Source organism: Halomonas sp. A3H3, assembly GCF_000982975.1.
Taxonomy (GTDB): Bacteria; Pseudomonadota; Gammaproteobacteria; order Pseudomonadales; family Halomonadaceae; genus Vreelandella; species Vreelandella titanicae.
Map to the genome: position 1 here is coordinate 4,998,701 of NZ_HG423343.1, position 18,569 is coordinate 5,017,269.

Here is an 18,569-nt window from a genome sequence, read left to right on the forward strand (position 1 = left end):
CACTCCCTACTCACTTAACAGGCTTCGTCAAAAAGAACGTCATTCAGCTTAGCGCTGACCTAATGGTTCAGTCACTGCAGATGAACGCATTAATGGCATCCAACTATCACCACTGCCGTAAGCAGCGCTCTGAGTATGCTGCTCTAAATAAGATTGCAGCAAGCCAATCTGATCTACATCAATATTGGTTCCCTGGGAAGCAGTCACTCCCTGAGGCGTCTGCGCTGAAAACCCAGTTTCACTAATATTCATCAGACCGCCCTGACCCGACTGACCGCTAAGCCGAAACGGCGTAGGCTCAAACATGGGCATATCAGCACGTGAGGCTACTGCCGACTGAGAGGCCAAATTGACGGGCTGTACCTGATTAGCGCCAGGTGCGGTCGTTGCCATGTCACCACTGCCCTGGCCAACGGGTGAGTCGTTGCCAAAGAACTGAACGCCGGTGATCACCATCAGTGACACTGCAGCAGCAACGCCAGCGCCGCGGGCGAACGAAATACCACCCGTACGGTGAGCTACAGGCTCGGCACCTTGTGTCATTGGAGCAGGCTCTTCGCGCAGTCTGGCCATAATGCCAGCGGAGAGATCAACGCTTACATCAACGCCCTGCTCCCGCTGCATCATGCTGCGGGCAAGGTGATATCGGCGCCATGTATCTGCGGCATCGTCATCATTAGGCAGTGCCTTCAACACTCGGCGAAGCTCAAGCTCATCACTCTCGCCATCCATTAACACCGAAAGTGATTCCCGTGTGTTTTGACTCATACTTCACACCCTCACACTGTTTAAAAGAAGTACTGGGGTGATGGCTTGCGTTATACGCACCACCACTCCGACGACTTCCAAGGCCAAGACTCAGTTCAGGCTAATTAAATGAGCAAAACTCATTAGCCTGCGACGCTAAGCTCATGACACTTTGCACATTGATATATCAGCGATTGACACACCAGCGTGCTCATCAAGATAGTCAGGCTTTATGACGCCTTACATGCCAGACAGTTCACAAAAAATAAAACCTTTATTTTTAAGGCTGACATCCTATAACGCTCATATCGCCTCCCCCCACTACGACCACTACCCTTCGCGACTGTTCCGCGCGGTCGATACTAATGGGCGGATATGTTCATCAACCGCCTCGCGGGCGCGGAAAATTCGTGAACGCACGGTTCCCACAGGGCACTGCATGACCTGAGCAATATCTTCATAAGCAAGACCATCCAGTTCACGCAGGGTGATCGCCGTGCGCAGATCATCCGGCAAATTTTCGATTGCCTGATAAACCGCGGCTTCGAGCTGATCTCTGGCAATCGCCGCTTCCGGTGACTCGGAATCTGCCAGTCGACCGCTTTGATCAATGATTTCAGCGTCGACAATATCCATATCACTTCCCGGCGGGCGCCTTCCCCGCGAGACCAGATAGTTTTTCGCCGTGTTAATCGCGATGCGATACATCCAGGTGTAAAACGCACTTTCTGAGCGAAATTTACCCAAGGCGCGATACGCCTTAATAAATGCCTCCTGGGCTACATCCTGAACTTCAGAGTGATCATGAACATAACGACCAATCAGGCCGATAATTTTGTGCTGGTACTTCTTCACCAGCAGATCGAAAGCGCGCGTATCACCTTTTTGGGCACGTTCAACAAGCTGTTGGTCTGTTTCCCGAGTGCCCATTCACACGCTCCTCCAGCTCGTACGGCATGCGCCGAGCCCAATTCCTATTAGCCCTGACAAATGGGCGTTCACAGCAAGCAGCATAGCGTCCCTTGGGCATTGATTAATAATAGAGTGAATAAAAGAGCGAATACGTCGCCCGAGTAAATTGCTGCATTATTATAACGGTACTAAATTTTAACGACAGGGCTCCCAGTGTTGCGCGTTCCGCGCAACGCATCAAGCGCTTACCGCCTTTCGCAAAAACCGTGCGGCTGACACTTTTAATGCCGCTATAGTTCCGCAGCAATTGATTTTTACCTGCCCGGCGAGCGATAGTATGTGCCACTTTTATCGCCCCCTTACTTTTTCAGTCATTACGCAAAGCACAGGTAGCAAGATGCCAGAACAGCAGGTTAATAACCTTAACGTCCTCGCTCAAGACGTTCTCACCACGCCAGAAGCGCTCAAGAATGCCGTGCCGTTAACGGAGGCGGCAGAGCGCACCGTGATCGAAGGTCGCCAAACCATTCAGAACATCCTGGATGGCAATGACCCGCGACTGTTGGTAGTGGTCGGTCCATGCTCAATCCACGATGTGGAAGCCGCCCTCGACTATGCCCGCCGCCTTCGTGAGCTGGCTGACCAGGTCAGCGATAGCCTGTATATCGTGATGCGTGTCTATTTTGAAAAACCGCGCACAACGGTCGGCTGGAAAGGCCTGATCAACGACCCGCACCTCAACGACTCCTTTGAGATCGATGAGGGTCTGCATATCGCCCGTAAATTGCTGGTCGATCTGGCCGAAATGGGCTTACCGCTAGCCACAGAAGCACTGGATCCCATTTCTCCCCAATACCTGCAGGACTGCATCAGCTGGTCAGCGATTGGCGCCCGTACCACCGAGTCCCAGACCCACCGGGAAATGGCTTCCGGCCTTTCCTGCCCGGTCGGCTTTAAAAACGGTACCGACGGCAGCCTGGACGTGGCGATTAACGCGCTTCAGTCCGTGGCCAGCCCGCACAATTTCCTGGGCATTAACCAAGCGGGCCAGGTAGCCATTATTCGCACCCGCGGCAACGCCTACGGCCACGTCGTTCTACGCGGTGGCAACGGCAAGCCCAACTACGACAGTGTAAGCGTTGCCCTGGCGGAGAAAGAGCTCGAAAAAGCCAAGCTCTCACCCAACATAATGATCGACTGCTCCCACGCCAACTCCAACAAAGACGCTGCGCTACAGCCATTGGTGCTGGAAAACGTCACCAACCAGATTTTGGAAGGCAACACTTCCATTATCGGCCTGATGGTTGAATCCAACATTGGCTGGGGTAATCAAAAACTTACCCAAGACCTTAGCCAACTGCAGTATGGTGTCTCCATTACCGATGCCTGCATCGACTGGGATACCACGGTGGAGACCTTCAGCCGCATGAACGATAAACTTGCCGCCACACTGGCCAAGCGCATCGTCAAGTAAGTCAACAACCCCGCTACGGCGGGGTTTTTCATGACGTTCTAGCGACTAATCTCACGCCGAAATGGCGGCAGTGCATCCAGCAGTGCTTGTCCGTAGCGGCGGGTAATCACCCGCTTATCCAGCAAGGTGATCGTCCCACGATCGCTCTCTTTGCGAATCAAGCGCCCACAGGCTTGCACCAGCTTAATAGACGCATCGGGCACGCTAATGCGCATAAACGCATTACCGCCCTGGCTTTCTATCCACTCCGCTAACGTAGCACCCACTGGGTCGTCGGGTACCGCAAAGGGTAACCGCGTAATCACCACGTGCGTCAAATAGTCGCCGGGAAGATCGATACCCTCAGCAAAGCTCGCCAAGCCAAAGATGATACTGCCCTCGCCCCTATCCACCGCTGCCCGATGGCGCTCGATAAGCTCTCGCTTAGGCAGCGCATCCTGAGCGAGCACGCGCTCCTTCACACTCGCTGGCAACGCTTTATCCACCGCACGCAGCTGGGCGCGGGAAGAGAACAGCACCAGCGCCGCCTCTTGGTCGGCCAACTGCGAGACAAACGTCACAATCGCCCGTTCATGGGCCTCCCTGTCGCCAGGGTCAGTGGCCTCTTTAGGCACGCGCAGCACGGCATTGGCGTAATCAAAGGGGCTCGGCAGCGCCTGATAGCGGTAGCGATTCGCCAAGCCTGCACGCTCTTGCAGGCGTTCAAAGCGCCCCAGCGCAGTCAACGTTGCCGAGGTGACCACCGCCCCATGGCAACGCCCCCATAAATGCTTGGCCAGGGTATGTGCGGCTGAAACGGGGCTAGCCGAAAACTCAACTTCCGGCTCCCCCGCTACACGGCTTAGGGTAATCCAGCGAGCGCTGGGCGCCTCATTAGCAACATCCTGCTCACTGAATGCCTGCCACAATGCATGCGCCTCTAACGCCCGCCCATGAAGCAACGCAACGAGCGGCAGCCAGGTTTCTGCCTGCTCACGATCGAGGCCGGTCTGTTTATCGGGATCAAGGCTTTCGCGCAGAATATCGCTGATACTCTCGAGGCAGCGCGACAGTGAAGCAAACATCACCAATAGCTGCTGCGCCTGTTCCCGCAGGGCATCGGGCACTTGGCCCTTCTCAAAACGCGATTGATGGGTGGCCTCTTCGTCAGCCAAACCGTTTGGCCGCTCCGCCAACTGATGCCCCATACTAAACACGTCGCCCAGTGCGGGCTCCAGGTTATGAATCAGCTCTGGCAAGCTAACCAAAAGCCGCGACACCGTTGGCTGAATAGCCAACGCCTGGTGAAGGTCGGTCAAACTGCTTCTCAGCGTTTTCAGCCAACGCAAGCAGCCGTGTACCGCAAAGCGGTGGGCAAAGTGGGAAAGCGCCTTCTCGGGCAGGTGGTGGCCTTCGTCGAAGACAAAGATGCAGTCCGCTGGGTCGGGCAGAATAGCGCCGCCGCCCAAGGCCAAGTCAGCCAGCACAAGGTCGTGGTTGGCGACGATAACGTCAGCATTCTCAAGCTCTCGGCGGGAACGGAAAAACGCGCAGGCACCGAAGTGCCCACAGCGCCTCCCCGTGCACTGGCGATGGTCAACCGTCAGCCGCCGCCAGTGGGCATCCTCAATCGCCTCAGGCCAATTATCACGATCCCCTTCCCATTCGCCCTGACCGTAAGCTTGCGCCATATCACTGGCAATCACGGTGAAGTCGCTACTTTGTGTTTGCAGCGACTGCTCAAACAGCGATAGCGTCGGGTTGGGTTCAGTACCTTCGAGCGCCTGATCCAGACGTGCCACGCACACATAGCGGCCACGCCCTTTGGCTAATGCGTAGCGAAACGCAATGCCGCTATGACTGGCCAGCGAGGGTAGATCCTGATTCAGCACCTGCTCCTGAAGAGCAACCGTGGCCGTGGAAATAATCAGCCGCTTGCCCCGCGCTTTCGCGATCGGCAAGGCGGCGATCAGATAGGCCAGTGTTTTGCCGGTACCAGTACCCGCTTCAAGCACACAGACATGGGTATCGCTGGTGCGCTTACCCTCGTCGTCGCTCTCTATATTACCCAGCGTCCGGGCGATTTCGGCGATCATCATGCGCTGACCGTAGCGTGGGGTCAGCTCAAGGGTGTCCACCACGCGACGGTAAGCGTCTTGAATCTCACTTTTGAGGGCTGTATCGAGCATGCGGCTTAGAGCATACCTTCCGGCGGATGCACGCAGGGCAGCTTGTCGTTGATATAGCGTTCGATCTCCGGCAGCGAGAAGGCATCCTCTTCGCCGACGAAGCTAATCGACACACCCTTAGCACCAGCGCGACCGGTACGACCGATACGGTGTACGTAGTCTTCCGGATCTTCCGGCAGGGTGTAGTTGATGACGTGACTAACGTCTTCAATGTGGATCCCACGGCCAGCCACGTCGGTGGCGACCAATACCTGAATCTCGCCTTCGCGGAAGCTTTCCAGGGTTTTAATACGCTGATTCTGAGGCACATCGCCCGACAGCATCGCCGCACTGACACCGGCTTTTTTGAGCAGATCGTCAAGCTTGCGAACTAAATCGCGACGGTTACCAAAGACCATCACACGCTCAAAGCTCTCTTGCTGAAGCAAATTAACCAGCAAGCGCTGCTTGTCGTCATCAGACACCAGATACACACGCTGATCTATATCCGCCTGATTCTCAACGGTGACTTCGATCTCAACGTGGGCAGGATCAAGCGTCCATTGACTGGCGAGATTCAAGATGTCGTCGGTAAAGGTGGCCGAGAAGAGGAAGGTCTGGCGCTCCTCTTTTTTCGGCGTGTAGCGAATAATCCGCTTCACATCGGGGATAAAGCCCATCGACAACATGCGGTCGGCTTCATCTAACACCAAAACTTCGACTTCATTGAGGTCGATATCGCGCTTCTGATGGAAATCCAACAGACGCCCAGGTGTTGCCACCAGGATATCGATCTTGCTGCCCAGGCTGTCACGCTGTTTTTGGTAGTCCATACCACCGACCACACTCGCCACATTGAGCTGCGTGAAACGCGCTAACGCTTTAGCATCTTTTTCGATCTGCAGCGCCAGCTCGCGGGTGGGCGCAATAATTAAGGCACGCGGAGCCCCCGGCTTTTGACCATTGGGTGTTGGCTCTTCCAGGAAGTAGGCCATCACAGAGATCAAAAAGGCTGCGGTTTTACCGGTTCCCGTTTGCGCTTTGCCGACAATGTCGCCACCTAATAGCGTCTGGCGCAGGGCCTCCGCTTGAATAGGTGTGCAGTACTCAAACCCCTGGGCATGAATAGCGCGCATTAAGGGCAGCGGCAGATCAAAGTCATGAAAGCGCCACTTACCGGCCACGGCGGGCACCTGAAACTGACGAAGATCCCAGTTCGACTGGCGACGACGCGGTTTACGGCGGCGACGTTTTGGCTTGCGATTCTGGGCCGGGGCTGTGGTCTGTTCCGACTCGCTCATAGGCTGTCTATCTGTCCATTGCTGTGGAAGTTGGCTTCTTGACGTGCGCATTGTACCAGGGCTTGGCGATAAGAGCGCGTCCTGCTGTCGAAGGAGTCCCAAGGCCTGTTAGAATAGCCGTCAAATCGACGTAAGGAGCGCGACATGACGCGTAAGAAAAAAACTCGTTCACTGGCCGATAAGGTGACAATCCGTACCGGCCGGCGGAAAGATTATAAAAAATGGCGCCACGACAATCCCGACCAAGTGGCCCCTTCGCGCCGTTTTGTAGCGAAAAAGCAGCAGCAGCGCAAACTGCAGGCGGTGAGAAAACTCGCTCGCCAGCAGAGCGGGCAGGATATTGCTATACACCCTGACAAATCGAGCAGCGACGCTAGCAAACCTAAGGGGGACGACTCGTAATGCGCTTGGTCTCGTTCAACATTAATGGCATTCGAGCACGACTTCACCAGTTACAGGCGTTGATCGACACTCAGCAGCCGGACGTAATTGGGCTGCAGGAAACCAAGGTACAGGACAGCGAGTTCCCGCTTGCCGACGTAGAAGCCATGGGCTACCACGTTTTTTATCACGGCCAAAAAGGCCATTACGGCGTAGCTTTAATGTGCCGTCAGGCGCCCGAAGAGATTTTTTACGGCTTCCCCGATGATGAGGAAGACGCTCAGCGCCGCATGATCGGCGTTCGTCTGATCGCAGAGAACGGAGAAGCCGTGACGGTATGGAACGGCTATTTTCCTCAGGGCGAAAACGTTACTCACCCGACCAAATTCCCCCATAAAGAGCGCTTTTATGGCCAACTAGCGCGATTGCTCAACGAACAGCACCGTCCCGACGAGCGGCTGGCGATCATGGGCGACTTTAATATCTCGCCGGAAGATCAGGACATTGGCATTGGCGACGCTAACCGCAAGCGCTGGCTGCGTGAAGGCAAAACCAGCTTTCAACCCATTGAGCGCGAATGGCTCGAAGGCATTAAAGCCTGGGGGCTTACCGACAGCTATCGCCTCTGCTACCCGCAAAGCGATGACCGTTTTAGCTGGTTTGACTACCGCTCAAAAGGGTTTAATCAGGAGCCCAAGCGCGGCCTGCGTATCGACTATATTCTAGTCACCAAGGCGCTAGCCGATCAGATTACTGCCGCTGGCATCGACTATGACCTGCGTGGTATGGAACGCCCCTCTGATCACGCGCCTACCTGGAGCGACTTCGCTCTCACGCTTAAGGCGTAGTTTTCTACGCAGTCTTTTCTAGTCAAAGCTGGCCAGCCATTGCTCCGCCTCATCGTCACCTAGCGACGAGGCGCGGGCAAAAGCTTGTTTCGCTTGCCCATCCTCACCCCAGGCGTAAGCGAGTTGACCATAGGCTCGCCAGTCGGCGGCAGCTTGCGTATGCAGCGCTAAGGTGTGCCAGGCATTCAGGGCCTTCTCAACGTCTTTAGCCTGCCGCCAAGCGTTGGCAAGCAAACGCAGATGGGACTCATCGCGAACGATATCGCCCTCATTCAGCGCCCGCTCTAGGTGTTCTGCCGCTCTAGCGGGGGTTCCGCCGGCGAGATGGAGTTGAATCAACAGCCAGAAATCTTCCTGCTCGGTCAACTTACCTAATTGCCACCCGGCCTCCCACAAACCAGCGGCAACCCCTGACTGCCCAGCCTGCTGGGCAAGCCCGGCGGCTTGGCGCCAATCTGCGGGGTCGCTTTGCGCATTCAAGTCATCTAGCAGCCAGCCCAATGCCTGATCGCCTTGCCCGGCATTGCGATACACAGCAAGCGCCAGAGCCTGCTGTACTTCGTTGGGCTCTGGCGTCTCATTAAGTGCTTGCTCAAGCCAGCCAGCGGCTTCTTCCCAACGCTCCTGTTGCGCCAGCAGGCGGGTTAGCTGCCAGGTAGTATCACTATCTTGCTGATTGGCTAACCACTCACTGAGTAGCTCAATGGCCTGATCACGCTGGCCAGCAGCACGGCGCAGTGAGGCCTCCTCACGTAGCCAACGGGCTGCTTGGACACTATCCACACCGTTTAAGCCACGGGCAATCGCCAGCCGATCCGCTGCCGCAGCGTGCTGATCCTGACGCGCCAAGGCACCTGCCGCTAACTGTTGATAGAGCGCACTGGCCCACTGATCCGATTGGTTGCCGGATGCCAACCGCTCAGCCTGGGCCGTTGCCCGCTCAACGACCTGAGGCAACGCGCCCTCTTTTAACTGGCTTTGCAGCGCATTGAGGTCAGCAATCACATCACCTTGTAGCGCAGGGCTGGCCTGTGACGAAAGAGGCCAAACGCTGAGTAATAGAATGCATAAAAGACGCTTCATACGGCTACCTCAACTCAAACTCGATCCGCTGGGTGGCATTGCGTAACCGATCGCTGGGTTCAAATTGCCACTTGGCAATCGCCTCCCGCGCGGCATCATCAAACACCCGACGCGGCTGCGCGCTGGTAACCCGTATAGAAGAGCTGTCGACACTGCCATCACGCCGAATCGTAAAGGCCACCTCTACAAAGCCTTCCATACCTCGGCGCTGGGCACGGGGCGGGTACTTTGGACCAACTTGGTTCGTCGGTGTCACTTGGCCCACATTCACCGGCTCATTAGAGGGCGCTGGCTGAGCTTCCGGGGCAGCTTCGCGCACGGCGGGTGCAGAATCCACTGACGCAGGGGCTGCTCTAGGAGCTGCCTCGACAGGTTGCTGTTGCGGGGTCGGCTCTGGTCTCGGCTCAGGAGTAGGTTCGGGCCGGGGTTCCGGTTTAACTTCCGTTAGCTCCGGGAGTTCGCTGTCCATTTCAACCGGCTCGACGGGCTCATCTGGCAGTTCCACTTCCGGCAGACTAATAGTGCTTTCCGCTACCGGAGGCGGCTCGGGTGCAGGCATGGGCGGCGGCGTTTGCTGGGGTGCCGCTTCAACAGGCTGAGGCGTGGGCGCCTCCTGCTTAGGGGCCACCTCCGGCGCTTCAATCATGGTCATCGCCATGCTCATGGTCAGCTCTTCGGGCTCCCGCTCTGGGGGAGCCACTAGCTGGGCAAGTAGCCAGAACAAGCCCACCGCCAGCACGACGCCTCCCAATAATGACAGCAGGTGGCGCATCATGACCCACTCCGACTCGCCGCCACCGCCACTTGGTCAACGCCCGCCTCACGTAGGCGATCCATCACCTCGATCAGCAAGCCCGTGGTGGATTCGCGATCCGCCTGAATAACCACCGAGCCATCATCACTTAGCATATCGGCTACCTGCTGGCCGACCCGATGGGCATCCACGGGACTGCCATCTACCCAGACTGCACCCTCGGGGGAAATCGCCACGAGCACCTGGGCATCCGGGCGCGGGGTGGCGGCGCTGGATTCCGGCCGCTCAATCTCGACACCGCTCTCTTTGACAAAGCTGGTAGTCACAATAAAGAAAATCAGCATGATAAATACCACGTCGAGCATGGGGGTAAGATTCACCTCATTGCTCTCAGCAGTCGCATCTATGGAACGACGTCTACGCATCACTCTCCTCCAGTGCCCGCGCCAGGCGATCATGCAGCCGCTGGTCTTCGCGACGGATGACGTGCTCTAAACGACTAATAAATAGCAGCCCTACTACGGCAATGGCCATGCCGGTCAAGGTCGGCAGCGTCGCCCGGGCAACCCCATCTGCCATAGCGCGGGCTTGATGGGTCTCGCTCAGCGAAAGGCTATCGAACACGCTAATCATGCCCGTCACGGTGCCTAACAGGCCTAGTAACGGACATAGCGCGACTAACAGTTTTAACCATGGCAAGGGTTTGCGCAGCCTGGCGACCAGCGCCTCGGCCCACACCTGACGCAGTGTCCGGGCACTCCAACTGGAGTGGTCACTACGTGCCGCCCAGCGGCGTAACAGTTGACGGCGTGCTATACGCCAAGTAATCCGGTAGTACCACCAGCGCTCCATAGCCATGGCAAACACCAGTACGGCCACGACGGCCAAAACCACCAGTACCGCGCCACCCGCCTCTACTAAGCGCTCAACGGGTTCGAGCCAGAGAGGAAGAGTGGACATGTTAATTCACCACGGGCGTGTGAGATTCCAGATGATCTGCCAGTGTCGCGCTCGCCTGCCCTTCAATCACGTGGGTCAAGTAACGGCTGCGGCCTGCCAAAGCGGTCTGTACAAACAACAGCGGTACGGCGGTAATTAGACCTAGTACGGTGGTCACTAGTGCCTGACTGATGCCGCCCGCCATAAGTTGCGGGTCGCCGGTGCCAAACACGGTAATCGCCTGGAAAGTCACGATCATGCCGGTTACCGTGCCCAGCAGGCCGAGCAACGGTGCTATCGCGGCAAGCAGCTTCACCATCGGCTGGCTGCGTTCCAACCTGGGCAACTCGGCCAACACCGCTTCATCCAACCGCGCTTCCAGCGCCTCCGGAGTTTGATGTTTATCCATGCCTTCAAAGCGCAGTAGCACCCGCCCCAACGGGTTATTGTCCCGCAACTGATCGAGGGATTGCCGCTGACGCTTTACGCGCAGGCTAACCAGCACTAGATAGAGATACTGCCCCAGACCGATGATCATACCCAGAATACCCAGCGCCACGACAACGTAGCCGACATAGCCGCCCTGCTGGAAACGCTCCCATAGACTGGGTTGCTGGGCCAAGGCCTCCAGCACGCTGCCCTGGGTAGGATCAATGGCAAAGACGCTGCTCTCGCCTTGGTAGTAATCCGCCAGTACCCCGCCAATGGCATCGGGGGTACGCGGCAGAACCACTAGGTTGCCGTCATTTTCACCGCGCTCTAAAAGCTCGTTCTCGGTAAAGGCCGCAAAATCGCCCAACCGCACCAACTCGCGGGCGGCCACCTCGCCGTTAGCATCGGCTACTGGCATTGAAAGCCGTTCGGCACGGCCGGTGCGCGCGGTTAGCGTTGCCAAGCGATCCACCACGTTTTCCAGCTGATGGCGCTCAAGCACTTCCACTTCATCCAACCGCGGCGGCAGCGAGCCCTCCTCAAGGGTTAGCAGACTCTGTTCGCCAAGCGTGTTGCGAATCTCTGAGCTATGTCGGGCAAGATTGGCCAGCAGACCCGAGAGCGCTTCGCCCTGCTCTGCCTGGCGCTCGCTCAGCTCGCTGGCTTGATCTGTTTGCTCTGCCTGCTGCGCCTGTAGTGCTTCATGCTGCTGCTGGACATCTTCGTGCTCTGCGCGCGCCTGCTCCAGCGCGGACTCTAGCGCCTGCTGGTCATCCAGAAAGCTCATTAGCCGCTGCTGGTCTCGCGCTTCAGCAGCCTCACGGGCTTCACGCAGAGAAGTAGCGCTTTCGGTTTGCGCCATTGATATACCACTTACCGCTACCAGTCCCAATACAACACAGACATAGCCAAGTTGACGGAGTGTTAGTCGACTCATGGTTGCTCTCCCTGCAGGTCATTGGCACTGATCGAGAGCGGCAAGGTTAATAGATCAGGGGCGCGCTGATCTTCCGCCATACGCAGCCCACTGCGCACTTCACGCAGGTACTCGTCATCCAGCGGCTGCCATGCGCCGTTCTCAGCACTCCAAACACCCCCCTCACGGCCATCGGGGGTTAGGTAATAAAAGCCGATACGCCCGATGCGCAAGAAATCCACTTCGCGTTCGCGACCATCCTGACTTAAACGCCCCCGCCAGCTGTCCATCTCCTGACCATAATCGAGCTCAACGCGCCAGGCCTCTAACAGTCCATTAATACGCTCGATAGTGTTTTGACCTTGCTCGTCTGGCTGACGCTCAACCCGCGCCAACCGCTCTTCACGTAGAAACGGCAGGTCACGCTCAATCCAGCCGCTCAGTTGCTCGGCCATATTCTGTTCGATCACGGGCAGCGCTGCGCGGGTCTCTTCCAGCGTATCCAGCGCCGTCGCCAAACGCTGCTGACGCTCGGCCTCTTCCGCCAAGCGCCCGGACAGAGAGGCGTTATCAGCCTTCAACTGGCGGGTTTCGCGCTCCAAACGGCGCAACTCCTCCAACTGCTCCCGGGTCTGTTCATCGGCAGCATCAATCTGCTCCTGAAGCGCTGCCTGGGTTTGCTGGGCTTCGACACTTTCGGCCGCTTGAGCCACTGCTTGTTCACTTGCCATCAGCGTGCCACTGGCCAGCACTCCCGCTAGCCACCATCCACGCAAGGCAAAGAAAGGCCTGTTCAGCACGTCGACTCTCCGTCACTGAGTAGCGGGCGGCGAGCACCGCGCCACTAAAAACTAATTGGGTATTAGAACGATTTGCGTTTATCTTTTCCGGGACATAGCCTACCACTAATAGAATAAATGACAATATTTATCATTAACGATCATTTGATTTCGCTTACCTAACACGCATAAAAAAAGGCGCCCATCAGCGCCCGTTATCACAATATCTAAGCTTAATAGTTAACCACTACGTACTCTTTTGTCAGCGGCGCCAGCGGGAGTTGCCAAGCCTCTTCACGGGTTACCCATCTTGCTTCGGCTATTTCAGCCGCCGCCTCCACAGGCTCGTCGATAACCAGGCTAAACAGGTGCGCTTCAAGCATAATGTCCGGTTCATTGGCAGCGGGAGCGCTGTGCACGCCTAGCGGAATCAGTTGATCTTCATTAACCTGCAAGCCCAACTCCTCTTTCAGCTCACGGCACAGCGCCTCTGGGGCGGTTTCACCCGCATCGATCTTGCCGCCGGGCTGCATAAAGAAGGACGTATTGTGCTTACGCACTAATAGCAAACGACCATCGGGATCGCTCACCATTGCTGCAGCAATTTTTAATACGTTAGCGGGACTGTCTGGCATACCTCCTCCTCTATGCACATTTATTTATACCATCAACTCATCTCCTCCCACTCATACGGCTATTAAAACGCCCAGTCGTCGTCTTCGGTGGCGACGGCTTTGCCGATGACGTAAGAAGAACCGGAGCCGGAGAAGAAGTCGTGATTCTCGTCGGCGTTAGGTGACAGAGCCGCCATGATGGTCGGGTCCACATCGGTGACGCTGCTGGGGAATAGGGGCTCAAAGCCAAGATTCATCAGCGCTTTATTGGCGTTGTAGTGAAGGAATTTTTTCACATCTTCGCTTAGACCTACCTCGTCATACAGTGACTCGGTGTAGCGCACTTCGTTGTCGTAGAGCTCCAGCAGCAGCTCGTAGGCGTAATCTTTGACTTCCTGCTGACGCGCTGGCGTCGCTTCCGCCATTGCCTGCTGGAATTTATAGCCGATGTAGTAGCCGTGTACCGCTTCGTCGCGAATGATTAGACGAATAAGGTCGGCGGTGTTGGTCAACTTGGCATGGCTTGACCAGTACATCGGCAGGTAGAAGCCGGAGTAGAACAGAAATGACTCCAGGAACACGCTGGCGACTTTGCGCATCAGCGGATCATCCGAGCGGTAGCGCTCTAAAATCAGCTCAGATTTCGCCTGCAGCGTGGGATTCTCTTCACTCCAGCGAAAGGCATCGTCCACATCACGAGTGGTGCAGAGCGTCGAGAAAATCGAGCTGTAGGAGCGCGCATGCACTGATTCCATAAAGGCGATGTTGGTGTAAACCGCCTCTTCATGGGGAGTGCGAGCATCTTCCATTAATACCGGCGCACCCACGCTGCTTTGGATGGTGTCCAGCAGTGTCAGGCCCGTGAAAACGCGGATCGTCAGCTGCTTTTCTTTCTCGGTCAGCGTATTCCACGACTGAATATCGTTCGACAGTGGCACCTTCTCGGGCAGCCAAAAATTACTGGTCAAGCGGTTCCACACTTCCAGGTCTTTATCGTCTTGAAGCCGGTTCCAGTTAATCGCATCAACCCGCGATAAACGTTGCATGGTATTCATATCACTCTCTCGAAGCCCGGCTGTGACAGCCGGGCTAGCAAAGCTTATTTATAAAAATTGGTTATAAAAAGCTTGTTTTAAAAACGAATGCTCAATAACAGATACAAGGCGTATCGACAGAAATCAGTACCATTACAGCGTGCAGGAAACGCAGCCTTCTACCTCGGTACCTTCTAACGCACTCTGGCGCAGGCGAATGTAGTAAAGCGTTTTGATGCCTTTGCGCCAGGCGTAAATCTGCGCCTTATTGATATCGCGCGTGCTTGCGGTGTCCGGGAAGAACAGCGTTAGCGATAAGCCCTGATCGACGTGCTGCGAGGCTTCCGCATAGGTATCGATGATCTTTTCCGGGCCGATTTCGTAGGCGTCCTGGAAGTAGTCAAAATTAGCTTCATCCAGGAAAGGCGCCGGGTAATAAACACGCCCCAACTTGCCCTCTTTACGAATCTCGATTCTCGCCGCCACCGGGTGAATACTGGAGGTGGAGTTATTGATATAGGAGATCGACCCCGTCGGCGGTACCGCCTGCAGGTTACGGTTATACAAACCGTGGGCCATGACCGAGGCTTTCAGCTCCTGCCAATCGTCTTGGGTCGGCAGCGCGATACCGCTGCGCTCAAAAAGCCCGCGTACTTTATCGGTGCGCGGCAGCCACGCCTGGTCGGTGTACTTATCGAAGAAAGTACCCGAGGCGTAGGTAGAGTCTGCAAAGCCCGCAAACGACTCTTTGTGCTCAATCGCCAAACGGTTCGACGCCCGGATCGCATGGAAGGCAACGCAGTAGAAGTAGAGGTTGGTAAAATCCAAACCTTCGTCAGAGCCGTAGTAAATGTGCTCCCGCGCCAGATAGCCGTGCAGGTTCATCTGGCCCAAGCCAATCGCCCGCGACTTGGCATTACCTTCGGCAATAGAGGGCACGCTGCGCAGGTTACTCATCTCTGATACGGCGGTGAGACCACGAATGGCGATTTCCACACTGGTACCGATATCGCCTGCGTCCATCACCTTGGCAATGTTCATGGAGCCCAGGTTACAGGAGATGTCCTGACCGATTTGGCGATAACCCAGGTCATCGTCATACTCGGTAGGCGTATTGACCTGAAGAATTTCCGAGCAAAGGTTGCTCATGTTGATACGGCCAGCAATCGGGTTGGCGCGATTAACCGTGTCTTCGAACATGATGTACGGGTAGCCCGACTCGAACTGCAGCTCGGCTAGAGTTTGGAAGAAGGCCCGTGCATTGATCTTATGCTTACGAATGCGCGCATCCGCAACCATCTCTTGGTACTTCTCGGTAACGCTGATGTCGCCAAAGGGCACGCCGTAAACACGCTCTACATCGTAGGGCGAGAACAGGTACATGTCGTCGTTGCGCTTGGCAAGTTCAAAGGTAATATCCGGAATCGTCACGCCCAGGGAGAGCGTTTTGATACGAATTTTCTCGTCGGCATTTTCCCGCTTGGTATCCAAAAAGCGCAGGATATCCGGGTGGTGAGCGTTAAGATACACCGCCCCTGCCCCCTGACGAGCCCCCAGCTGGTTAGCATAGGAGAAGGCGTCTTCCAGCAGTTTCATAATCGGGATGATGCCCGATGACTGGTTTTCAATACGCTTGATGGGCGCACCCGACTCACGAATATTACTGAGCAGAAACGCCACGCCGCCGCCGCGTTTGGAGAGCTGGAGGGCCGAGTTAATCGAACGGCCAATCGACTCCATATTGTCTTCGATACGCAGTAGGAAGCATGACACCAGCTCGCCGCGCTGCTGCTTGCCACAGTTCAAAAAGGTGGGGGTCGCCGGCTGAAAGCGGCCGCTAATGATTTCATCCACCAGCGACTTCGCCAGCGTTTCGTCGCCCCGCGCCAGGGTTAGCGCGACCATGCAGACGCGGTCTTCGTAACGCTCTAGATAGCGCTTGCCGTCGAACGTCTTCAGCGTGTAGCTGGTGTAGTACTTAAAGGCGCCCAAAAAGCTAGGGAAGCGAAACTTATATGCATAGGCCTGCTCGAACAGCGCCTTGATAAAGGCGAAGCTGTACTGGGCCAGCATCTCGGCTTCGTAATACTGCTCTTCGACCAGGTAATCGAGTTTCTCCTCTAACGAGTGGAAAAACACCGTGTTCTGGTTAACGTGCTGCAAAAAGTACTGGCGTGCCGCTTCGCGATCTTTATCCAACTGCAGCTCGCCATTGGCACCGTACAGGTTGAGCATGGCGTTAAGAGCGTGATAGTCCAGCGTGCGAGCTTCTGTCTTCGCCGCTGGCCGCTTGGCCTCACCGTTTTTAGTGGATACGTCGTTCGAGACTGAGTCTTTCGGCGCTGAGTCTTTCAGGGCTAGGTTTGTCGTTTCCAAAACTCTTCTACTCCTTGACGGACATTGGCCACGTCATCGTCGGTGCCAAATAATTCGAATCGATACAGCAGCGGCACTTGGCATTTTTTCGCAATAATGCGGCCAGCAAGGCCATACGCTTCGCCAAAATTTGTATTTCCCGCTGCAATCACCCCCCGCAGGAGGCTTCGATTATGTGTGTCGTTAAGAAAATGGATCACCTGCTTGGGCACCGCACCCTGCTCGCTTCCCCCACCATAAGTGGGGGTAATTAAAATATACGGCTGGGTGACTCGTGGAACAGGCTCATCTCGATTCAACGGCAGTCGCTTTGCGGCAAAACCAAGTTTTTCTACAAATCGATGGGTATTGCCTGATTTTGTAGAGAAGTAAACCAAACTGCCGGCGATAGGTGAAGGTGAGCAACTTGCCAGCATTGGGATGACTTAAGCCAGCGCTTGAATGCGGTCTGGGCGGAAACCCGACCAGTGATCCTCGCCGACGACTACGACAGGAAGCTGGCGATAGCCGAGAGCTTCGACTTCTTCTTGGGCACCGGATTCGGCGGTAATATCGATAACAGTGTAATCAAGCCCCTGCTTGTCGAGCGCGCGGTAAGTCGCGGTGCATTGAACACAAGCGGGCTTGCTATAAATTTGGATTTCCATGGCTATTTTCCTTTTCATAGCGGCATTTTTCGGGTAGGGCACATCTAGTGCCTCCCCTCTCTAAAAGATACGACGCATACTATATATAGACCAATGAAAAATCAATTCAAGCATATGTGGTATTTTTCATCCACAGGATATTGACAGCTAATGCCCAACCCTGCCCCTAAAACACTGTCCCAGGCAATAAAAAACCGCCCACTAAAAAGTGGACGGTTTTTAACAGCGCCGTGAACCGGCGCAGTTAGCGGCTCATAGCAATATTAGCTAATCGCAGCTTGATAACGACGCTCAACGTCTTCCCAGTTAACTACGTTAAAGAACGCAGCAATGTAGTCAGGACGCTTGTTTTGATACTTCAGGTAGTAGGCATGCTCCCAAACATCCAGACCGAGCAGCGGCGTGTTGCCGTGCATCAACGGGCTGTCTTGGTTCAGGGTATTCTCTACCACCAATTTCTTTTCAGGAGTAATGGAGAGCCAAGCCCAACCACTGCCGAAACGGCCAAGGGCGGCTTTTTTGAATTCTTCTTTAAAGGCTTCCAGGCCACCCAGCTCAGCGTCAATCGCTTTTGCGACATCACCCTGGGGATTACCACCGCCGTTAGGCGACATCATTTGCCAAAACATGGAGTGGTTGGCATGACCGCCACCGTTATTGATAACGGCTTGACGCTTGGCTTCTGGAACGCGATCCAGATTAGCGACCAGCTCTTCGACAGGTACATCTTCGAGACCTGTGCCTTCCAGCGTGGCGTTCAGGTTGTTGATGTAGGTTTGATGGTGACGAGAATGGTGAATTTCCATCGTCATCGCATCGATGTTTGGTTCGAGAGCGTCATATGCGTACGGCAATTCGGGTAGTGTATGTGCCATATCATCATCTCCTTGAGTGGCTTTCGTTGCTTTCACTTATCTATGTGCGGTCAGCCCGCAGCTTTTTCAACCACCGGGGTGGTTTTTCTTACCTTTTGCCCCAGTACTTTAGTCAACTATTGCCAGTTTACCTAATACACCCGCCAAAAAAAAAGCCGACTTCTGGCGAAGTCGGCCCACCGCTATTGAATCACGGTATTGCTTACAGCTTGCTCTCAAGTTCCGGCAGGATCTCAAATAGATCCCCCACCAGGCCGTAATCCGCCACCTGGAAAATCGGTGCTTCGTCGTCTTTGTTGATCGCGACGAT

General features: G+C 55.5%; 19 protein-coding genes and 1 pseudogene. 3 read left to right on the forward strand and 17 right to left on the reverse strand.

Features of this window, described 5'->3' with window-relative positions:
• Positions 1-48 precede the first annotated feature (48 nt).
• Positions 49-768, reverse strand: a complete 720-nt coding sequence (locus tag HALA3H3_RS22700) for a sigma-E factor negative regulatory protein (protein ID WP_022523844.1) — start codon at positions 766-768, stop codon at positions 49-51.
• Positions 769-1,077: 309 nt separating this feature from the next.
• Positions 1,078-1,677, reverse strand: a complete 600-nt coding sequence (rpoE, locus tag HALA3H3_RS22705; protein WP_009286436.1) for an RNA polymerase sigma factor RpoE — start codon at positions 1,675-1,677, stop codon at positions 1,078-1,080.
• Positions 1,678-2,056: 379 nt separating this feature from the next.
• On the opposite strand from rpoE, the gene HALA3H3_RS22710 reads away from it, so the two are divergent.
• Complete coding sequence (locus tag HALA3H3_RS22710; RefSeq protein WP_022523845.1) at positions 2,057-3,133, forward strand: 3-deoxy-7-phosphoheptulonate synthase; 1,077 nt, start codon at positions 2,057-2,059, stop codon at positions 3,131-3,133.
• A gap of 38 nt (positions 3,134-3,171) precedes the next feature.
• Here HALA3H3_RS22710 and dinG read toward each other — a convergent pair whose 3' ends face one another.
• Both dinG and rhlB read right to left on the reverse strand, forming a co-directional pair.
• Positions 3,172-5,301: an ATP-dependent DNA helicase DinG gene (gene dinG / locus HALA3H3_RS22715; protein WP_022523846.1), complete on the reverse strand. Its 2,130-nt coding sequence runs from the start codon at positions 5,299-5,301 to the stop codon at positions 3,172-3,174.
• A 5-nt stretch (positions 5,302-5,306) separates the two neighbouring features.
• Positions 5,307-6,581, reverse strand: a complete 1,275-nt coding sequence (gene rhlB, locus HALA3H3_RS22720; RefSeq protein ID WP_022523847.1) for an ATP-dependent RNA helicase RhlB — start codon at positions 6,579-6,581, stop codon at positions 5,307-5,309.
• Between the two features lie 144 nt (positions 6,582-6,725).
• Between rhlB and HALA3H3_RS22725 the strand changes: the two genes are divergently transcribed.
• Together HALA3H3_RS22725 and xthA are read left to right on the forward strand one after the other, a co-directional pair.
• Positions 6,726-6,983 (forward strand): hypothetical protein, encoded by a 258-nt coding sequence (locus tag HALA3H3_RS22725; RefSeq protein WP_022523848.1) that lies wholly within the window; start codon positions 6,726-6,728, stop codon positions 6,981-6,983.
• A complete protein-coding gene (xthA, locus tag HALA3H3_RS22730; RefSeq protein ID WP_022523849.1) occupies positions 6,983-7,810 on the forward strand; it encodes an exodeoxyribonuclease III in 828 nt (275 codons plus the stop codon). Before HALA3H3_RS22725 ends, xthA begins: the two co-directional genes overlap by 1 nt.
• Positions 7,811-7,828: 18 nt before the next feature.
• On the opposite strand, the gene HALA3H3_RS22735 is transcribed toward xthA, so the two are convergent.
• The 13 genes and pseudogenes from HALA3H3_RS22735 to HALA3H3_RS26825 all read right to left on the reverse strand — a co-directional run.
• A complete protein-coding gene (locus HALA3H3_RS22735) occupies positions 7,829-8,893 on the reverse strand; it encodes a tetratricopeptide repeat protein (RefSeq protein WP_022523850.1) in 1,065 nt (354 codons plus the stop codon).
• A 4-nt stretch (positions 8,894-8,897) separates the two neighbouring features.
• Complete coding sequence (locus HALA3H3_RS22740; protein ID WP_022523851.1) at positions 8,898-9,668, reverse strand: energy transducer TonB; 771 nt, start codon at positions 9,666-9,668, stop codon at positions 8,898-8,900.
• Positions 9,665-10,072 carry an ExbD/TolR family protein gene (locus HALA3H3_RS22745; RefSeq protein WP_022523852.1) on the reverse strand — a complete coding sequence of 136 codons (408 nt, stop codon included), beginning with the start codon at positions 10,070-10,072 and terminating at the stop codon, positions 9,665-9,667. The genes HALA3H3_RS22740 and HALA3H3_RS22745 overlap by 4 nt, the downstream gene beginning before the upstream one ends.
• Positions 10,065-10,607 (reverse strand): MotA/TolQ/ExbB proton channel family protein, encoded by a 543-nt coding sequence (locus HALA3H3_RS22750; protein ID WP_022523853.1) that lies wholly within the window; start codon positions 10,605-10,607, stop codon positions 10,065-10,067. The genes HALA3H3_RS22745 and HALA3H3_RS22750 overlap by 8 nt, the downstream gene beginning before the upstream one ends.
• A gap of 1 nt (position 10,608) precedes the next feature.
• Positions 10,609-11,955 (reverse strand): MotA/TolQ/ExbB proton channel family protein, encoded by a 1,347-nt coding sequence (locus HALA3H3_RS22755; RefSeq protein ID WP_022523854.1) that lies wholly within the window; start codon positions 11,953-11,955, stop codon positions 10,609-10,611.
• On the reverse strand, positions 11,952-12,734 hold the full coding sequence (locus tag HALA3H3_RS22760; RefSeq protein WP_022523855.1) for a DUF3450 domain-containing protein: 783 nt from the start codon (positions 12,732-12,734) through the stop codon (positions 11,952-11,954). The genes HALA3H3_RS22755 and HALA3H3_RS22760 overlap by 4 nt, the downstream gene beginning before the upstream one ends.
• A 212-nt stretch (positions 12,735-12,946) precedes the next feature.
• Entirely contained in the window at positions 12,947-13,348 is a 402-nt protein-coding gene (locus HALA3H3_RS22765; protein ID WP_022523857.1) for an NUDIX hydrolase, read from the reverse strand.
• Between the two features lie 62 nt (positions 13,349-13,410).
• Positions 13,411-14,382 (reverse strand): class 1b ribonucleoside-diphosphate reductase subunit beta, encoded by a 972-nt coding sequence (gene nrdF, locus HALA3H3_RS22770; RefSeq protein WP_009286429.1) that lies wholly within the window; start codon positions 14,380-14,382, stop codon positions 13,411-13,413.
• Between the two features lie 132 nt (positions 14,383-14,514).
• The gene (nrdE, locus tag HALA3H3_RS22775) at positions 14,515-16,737 is read right to left on the reverse strand and encodes a class 1b ribonucleoside-diphosphate reductase subunit alpha (RefSeq protein WP_022523858.1); all 2,223 of its coding nucleotides are present in this window, start codon (positions 16,735-16,737) and stop codon (positions 14,515-14,517) included.
• On the reverse strand, positions 16,719-17,153 hold the full coding sequence (gene nrdI, locus HALA3H3_RS22780; RefSeq protein ID WP_009286427.1) for a class Ib ribonucleoside-diphosphate reductase assembly flavoprotein NrdI: 435 nt from the start codon (positions 17,151-17,153) through the stop codon (positions 16,719-16,721). The genes nrdE and nrdI overlap by 19 nt, the downstream gene beginning before the upstream one ends.
• 9 nt (positions 17,154-17,162) lie before the next feature.
• The gene (gene nrdH / locus HALA3H3_RS22785) at positions 17,163-17,384 is read right to left on the reverse strand and encodes a glutaredoxin-like protein NrdH (RefSeq protein WP_008956787.1); all 222 of its coding nucleotides are present in this window, start codon (positions 17,382-17,384) and stop codon (positions 17,163-17,165) included.
• Between the two features lie 263 nt (positions 17,385-17,647).
• Entirely contained in the window at positions 17,648-18,259 is a 612-nt protein-coding gene (locus tag HALA3H3_RS22790; protein WP_022523859.1) for a superoxide dismutase, read from the reverse strand.
• Positions 18,260-18,461: 202 nt separating this feature from the next.
• Positions 18,462-18,569, reverse strand: a pseudogene (locus HALA3H3_RS26825) (electron transfer flavoprotein subunit alpha/FixB family protein); the annotation flags it as partial.

Bases quoted from the DNA above. Each gene is read 5' to 3' on its own strand.
- HALA3H3_RS22710 (WP_022523845.1), top strand. From the start codon at position 2,057: ATGCCAGAACAGCAGGTTAATAACCTTAACGTCCTCGCTCAAGACGTT.
- HALA3H3_RS22700 (WP_022523844.1), bottom strand. From the start codon at position 768: ATGAGTCAAAACACACGGGAATCACTTTCGGTGTTAATGGATGGCGAG.
- HALA3H3_RS22735 (WP_022523850.1), bottom strand. From the start codon at position 8,893: ATGAAGCGTCTTTTATGCATTCTATTACTCAGCGTTTGGCCTCTTTCG.
- HALA3H3_RS22755 (WP_022523854.1), bottom strand. From the start codon at position 11,955: ATGAGTCGACTAACACTCCGTCAACTTGGCTATGTCTGTGTTGTATTG.
- HALA3H3_RS22750 (WP_022523853.1), bottom strand. From the start codon at position 10,607: ATGTCCACTCTTCCTCTCTGGCTCGAACCCGTTGAGCGCTTAGTAGAG.
- nrdI (WP_009286427.1), bottom strand. From the start codon at position 17,153: ATGCTGGCAAGTTGCTCACCTTCACCTATCGCCGGCAGTTTGGTTTAC.
- HALA3H3_RS22740 (WP_022523851.1), bottom strand. From the start codon at position 9,668: ATGATGCGCCACCTGCTGTCATTATTGGGAGGCGTCGTGCTGGCGGTG.
- rhlB (WP_022523847.1), bottom strand. From the start codon at position 6,581: ATGAGCGAGTCGGAACAGACCACAGCCCCGGCCCAGAATCGCAAGCCA.
- HALA3H3_RS22765 (WP_022523857.1), bottom strand. From the start codon at position 13,348: ATGCCAGACAGTCCCGCTAACGTATTAAAAATTGCTGCAGCAATGGTG.
- dinG (WP_022523846.1), bottom strand. From the start codon at position 5,301: ATGCTCGATACAGCCCTCAAAAGTGAGATTCAAGACGCTTACCGTCGC.
- HALA3H3_RS22745 (WP_022523852.1), bottom strand. From the start codon at position 10,072: ATGCGTAGACGTCGTTCCATAGATGCGACTGCTGAGAGCAATGAGGTG.
- xthA (WP_022523849.1), top strand. From the start codon at position 6,983: ATGCGCTTGGTCTCGTTCAACATTAATGGCATTCGAGCACGACTTCAC.
- HALA3H3_RS22790 (WP_022523859.1), bottom strand. From the start codon at position 18,259: ATGGCACATACACTACCCGAATTGCCGTACGCATATGACGCTCTCGAA.
- nrdH (WP_008956787.1), bottom strand. From the start codon at position 17,384: ATGGAAATCCAAATTTATAGCAAGCCCGCTTGTGTTCAATGCACCGCG.
- nrdF (WP_009286429.1), bottom strand. From the start codon at position 14,382: ATGAATACCATGCAACGTTTATCGCGGGTTGATGCGATTAACTGGAAC.
- HALA3H3_RS22725 (WP_022523848.1), top strand. From the start codon at position 6,726: ATGACGCGTAAGAAAAAAACTCGTTCACTGGCCGATAAGGTGACAATC.
- rpoE (WP_009286436.1), bottom strand. From the start codon at position 1,677: ATGGGCACTCGGGAAACAGACCAACAGCTTGTTGAACGTGCCCAAAAA.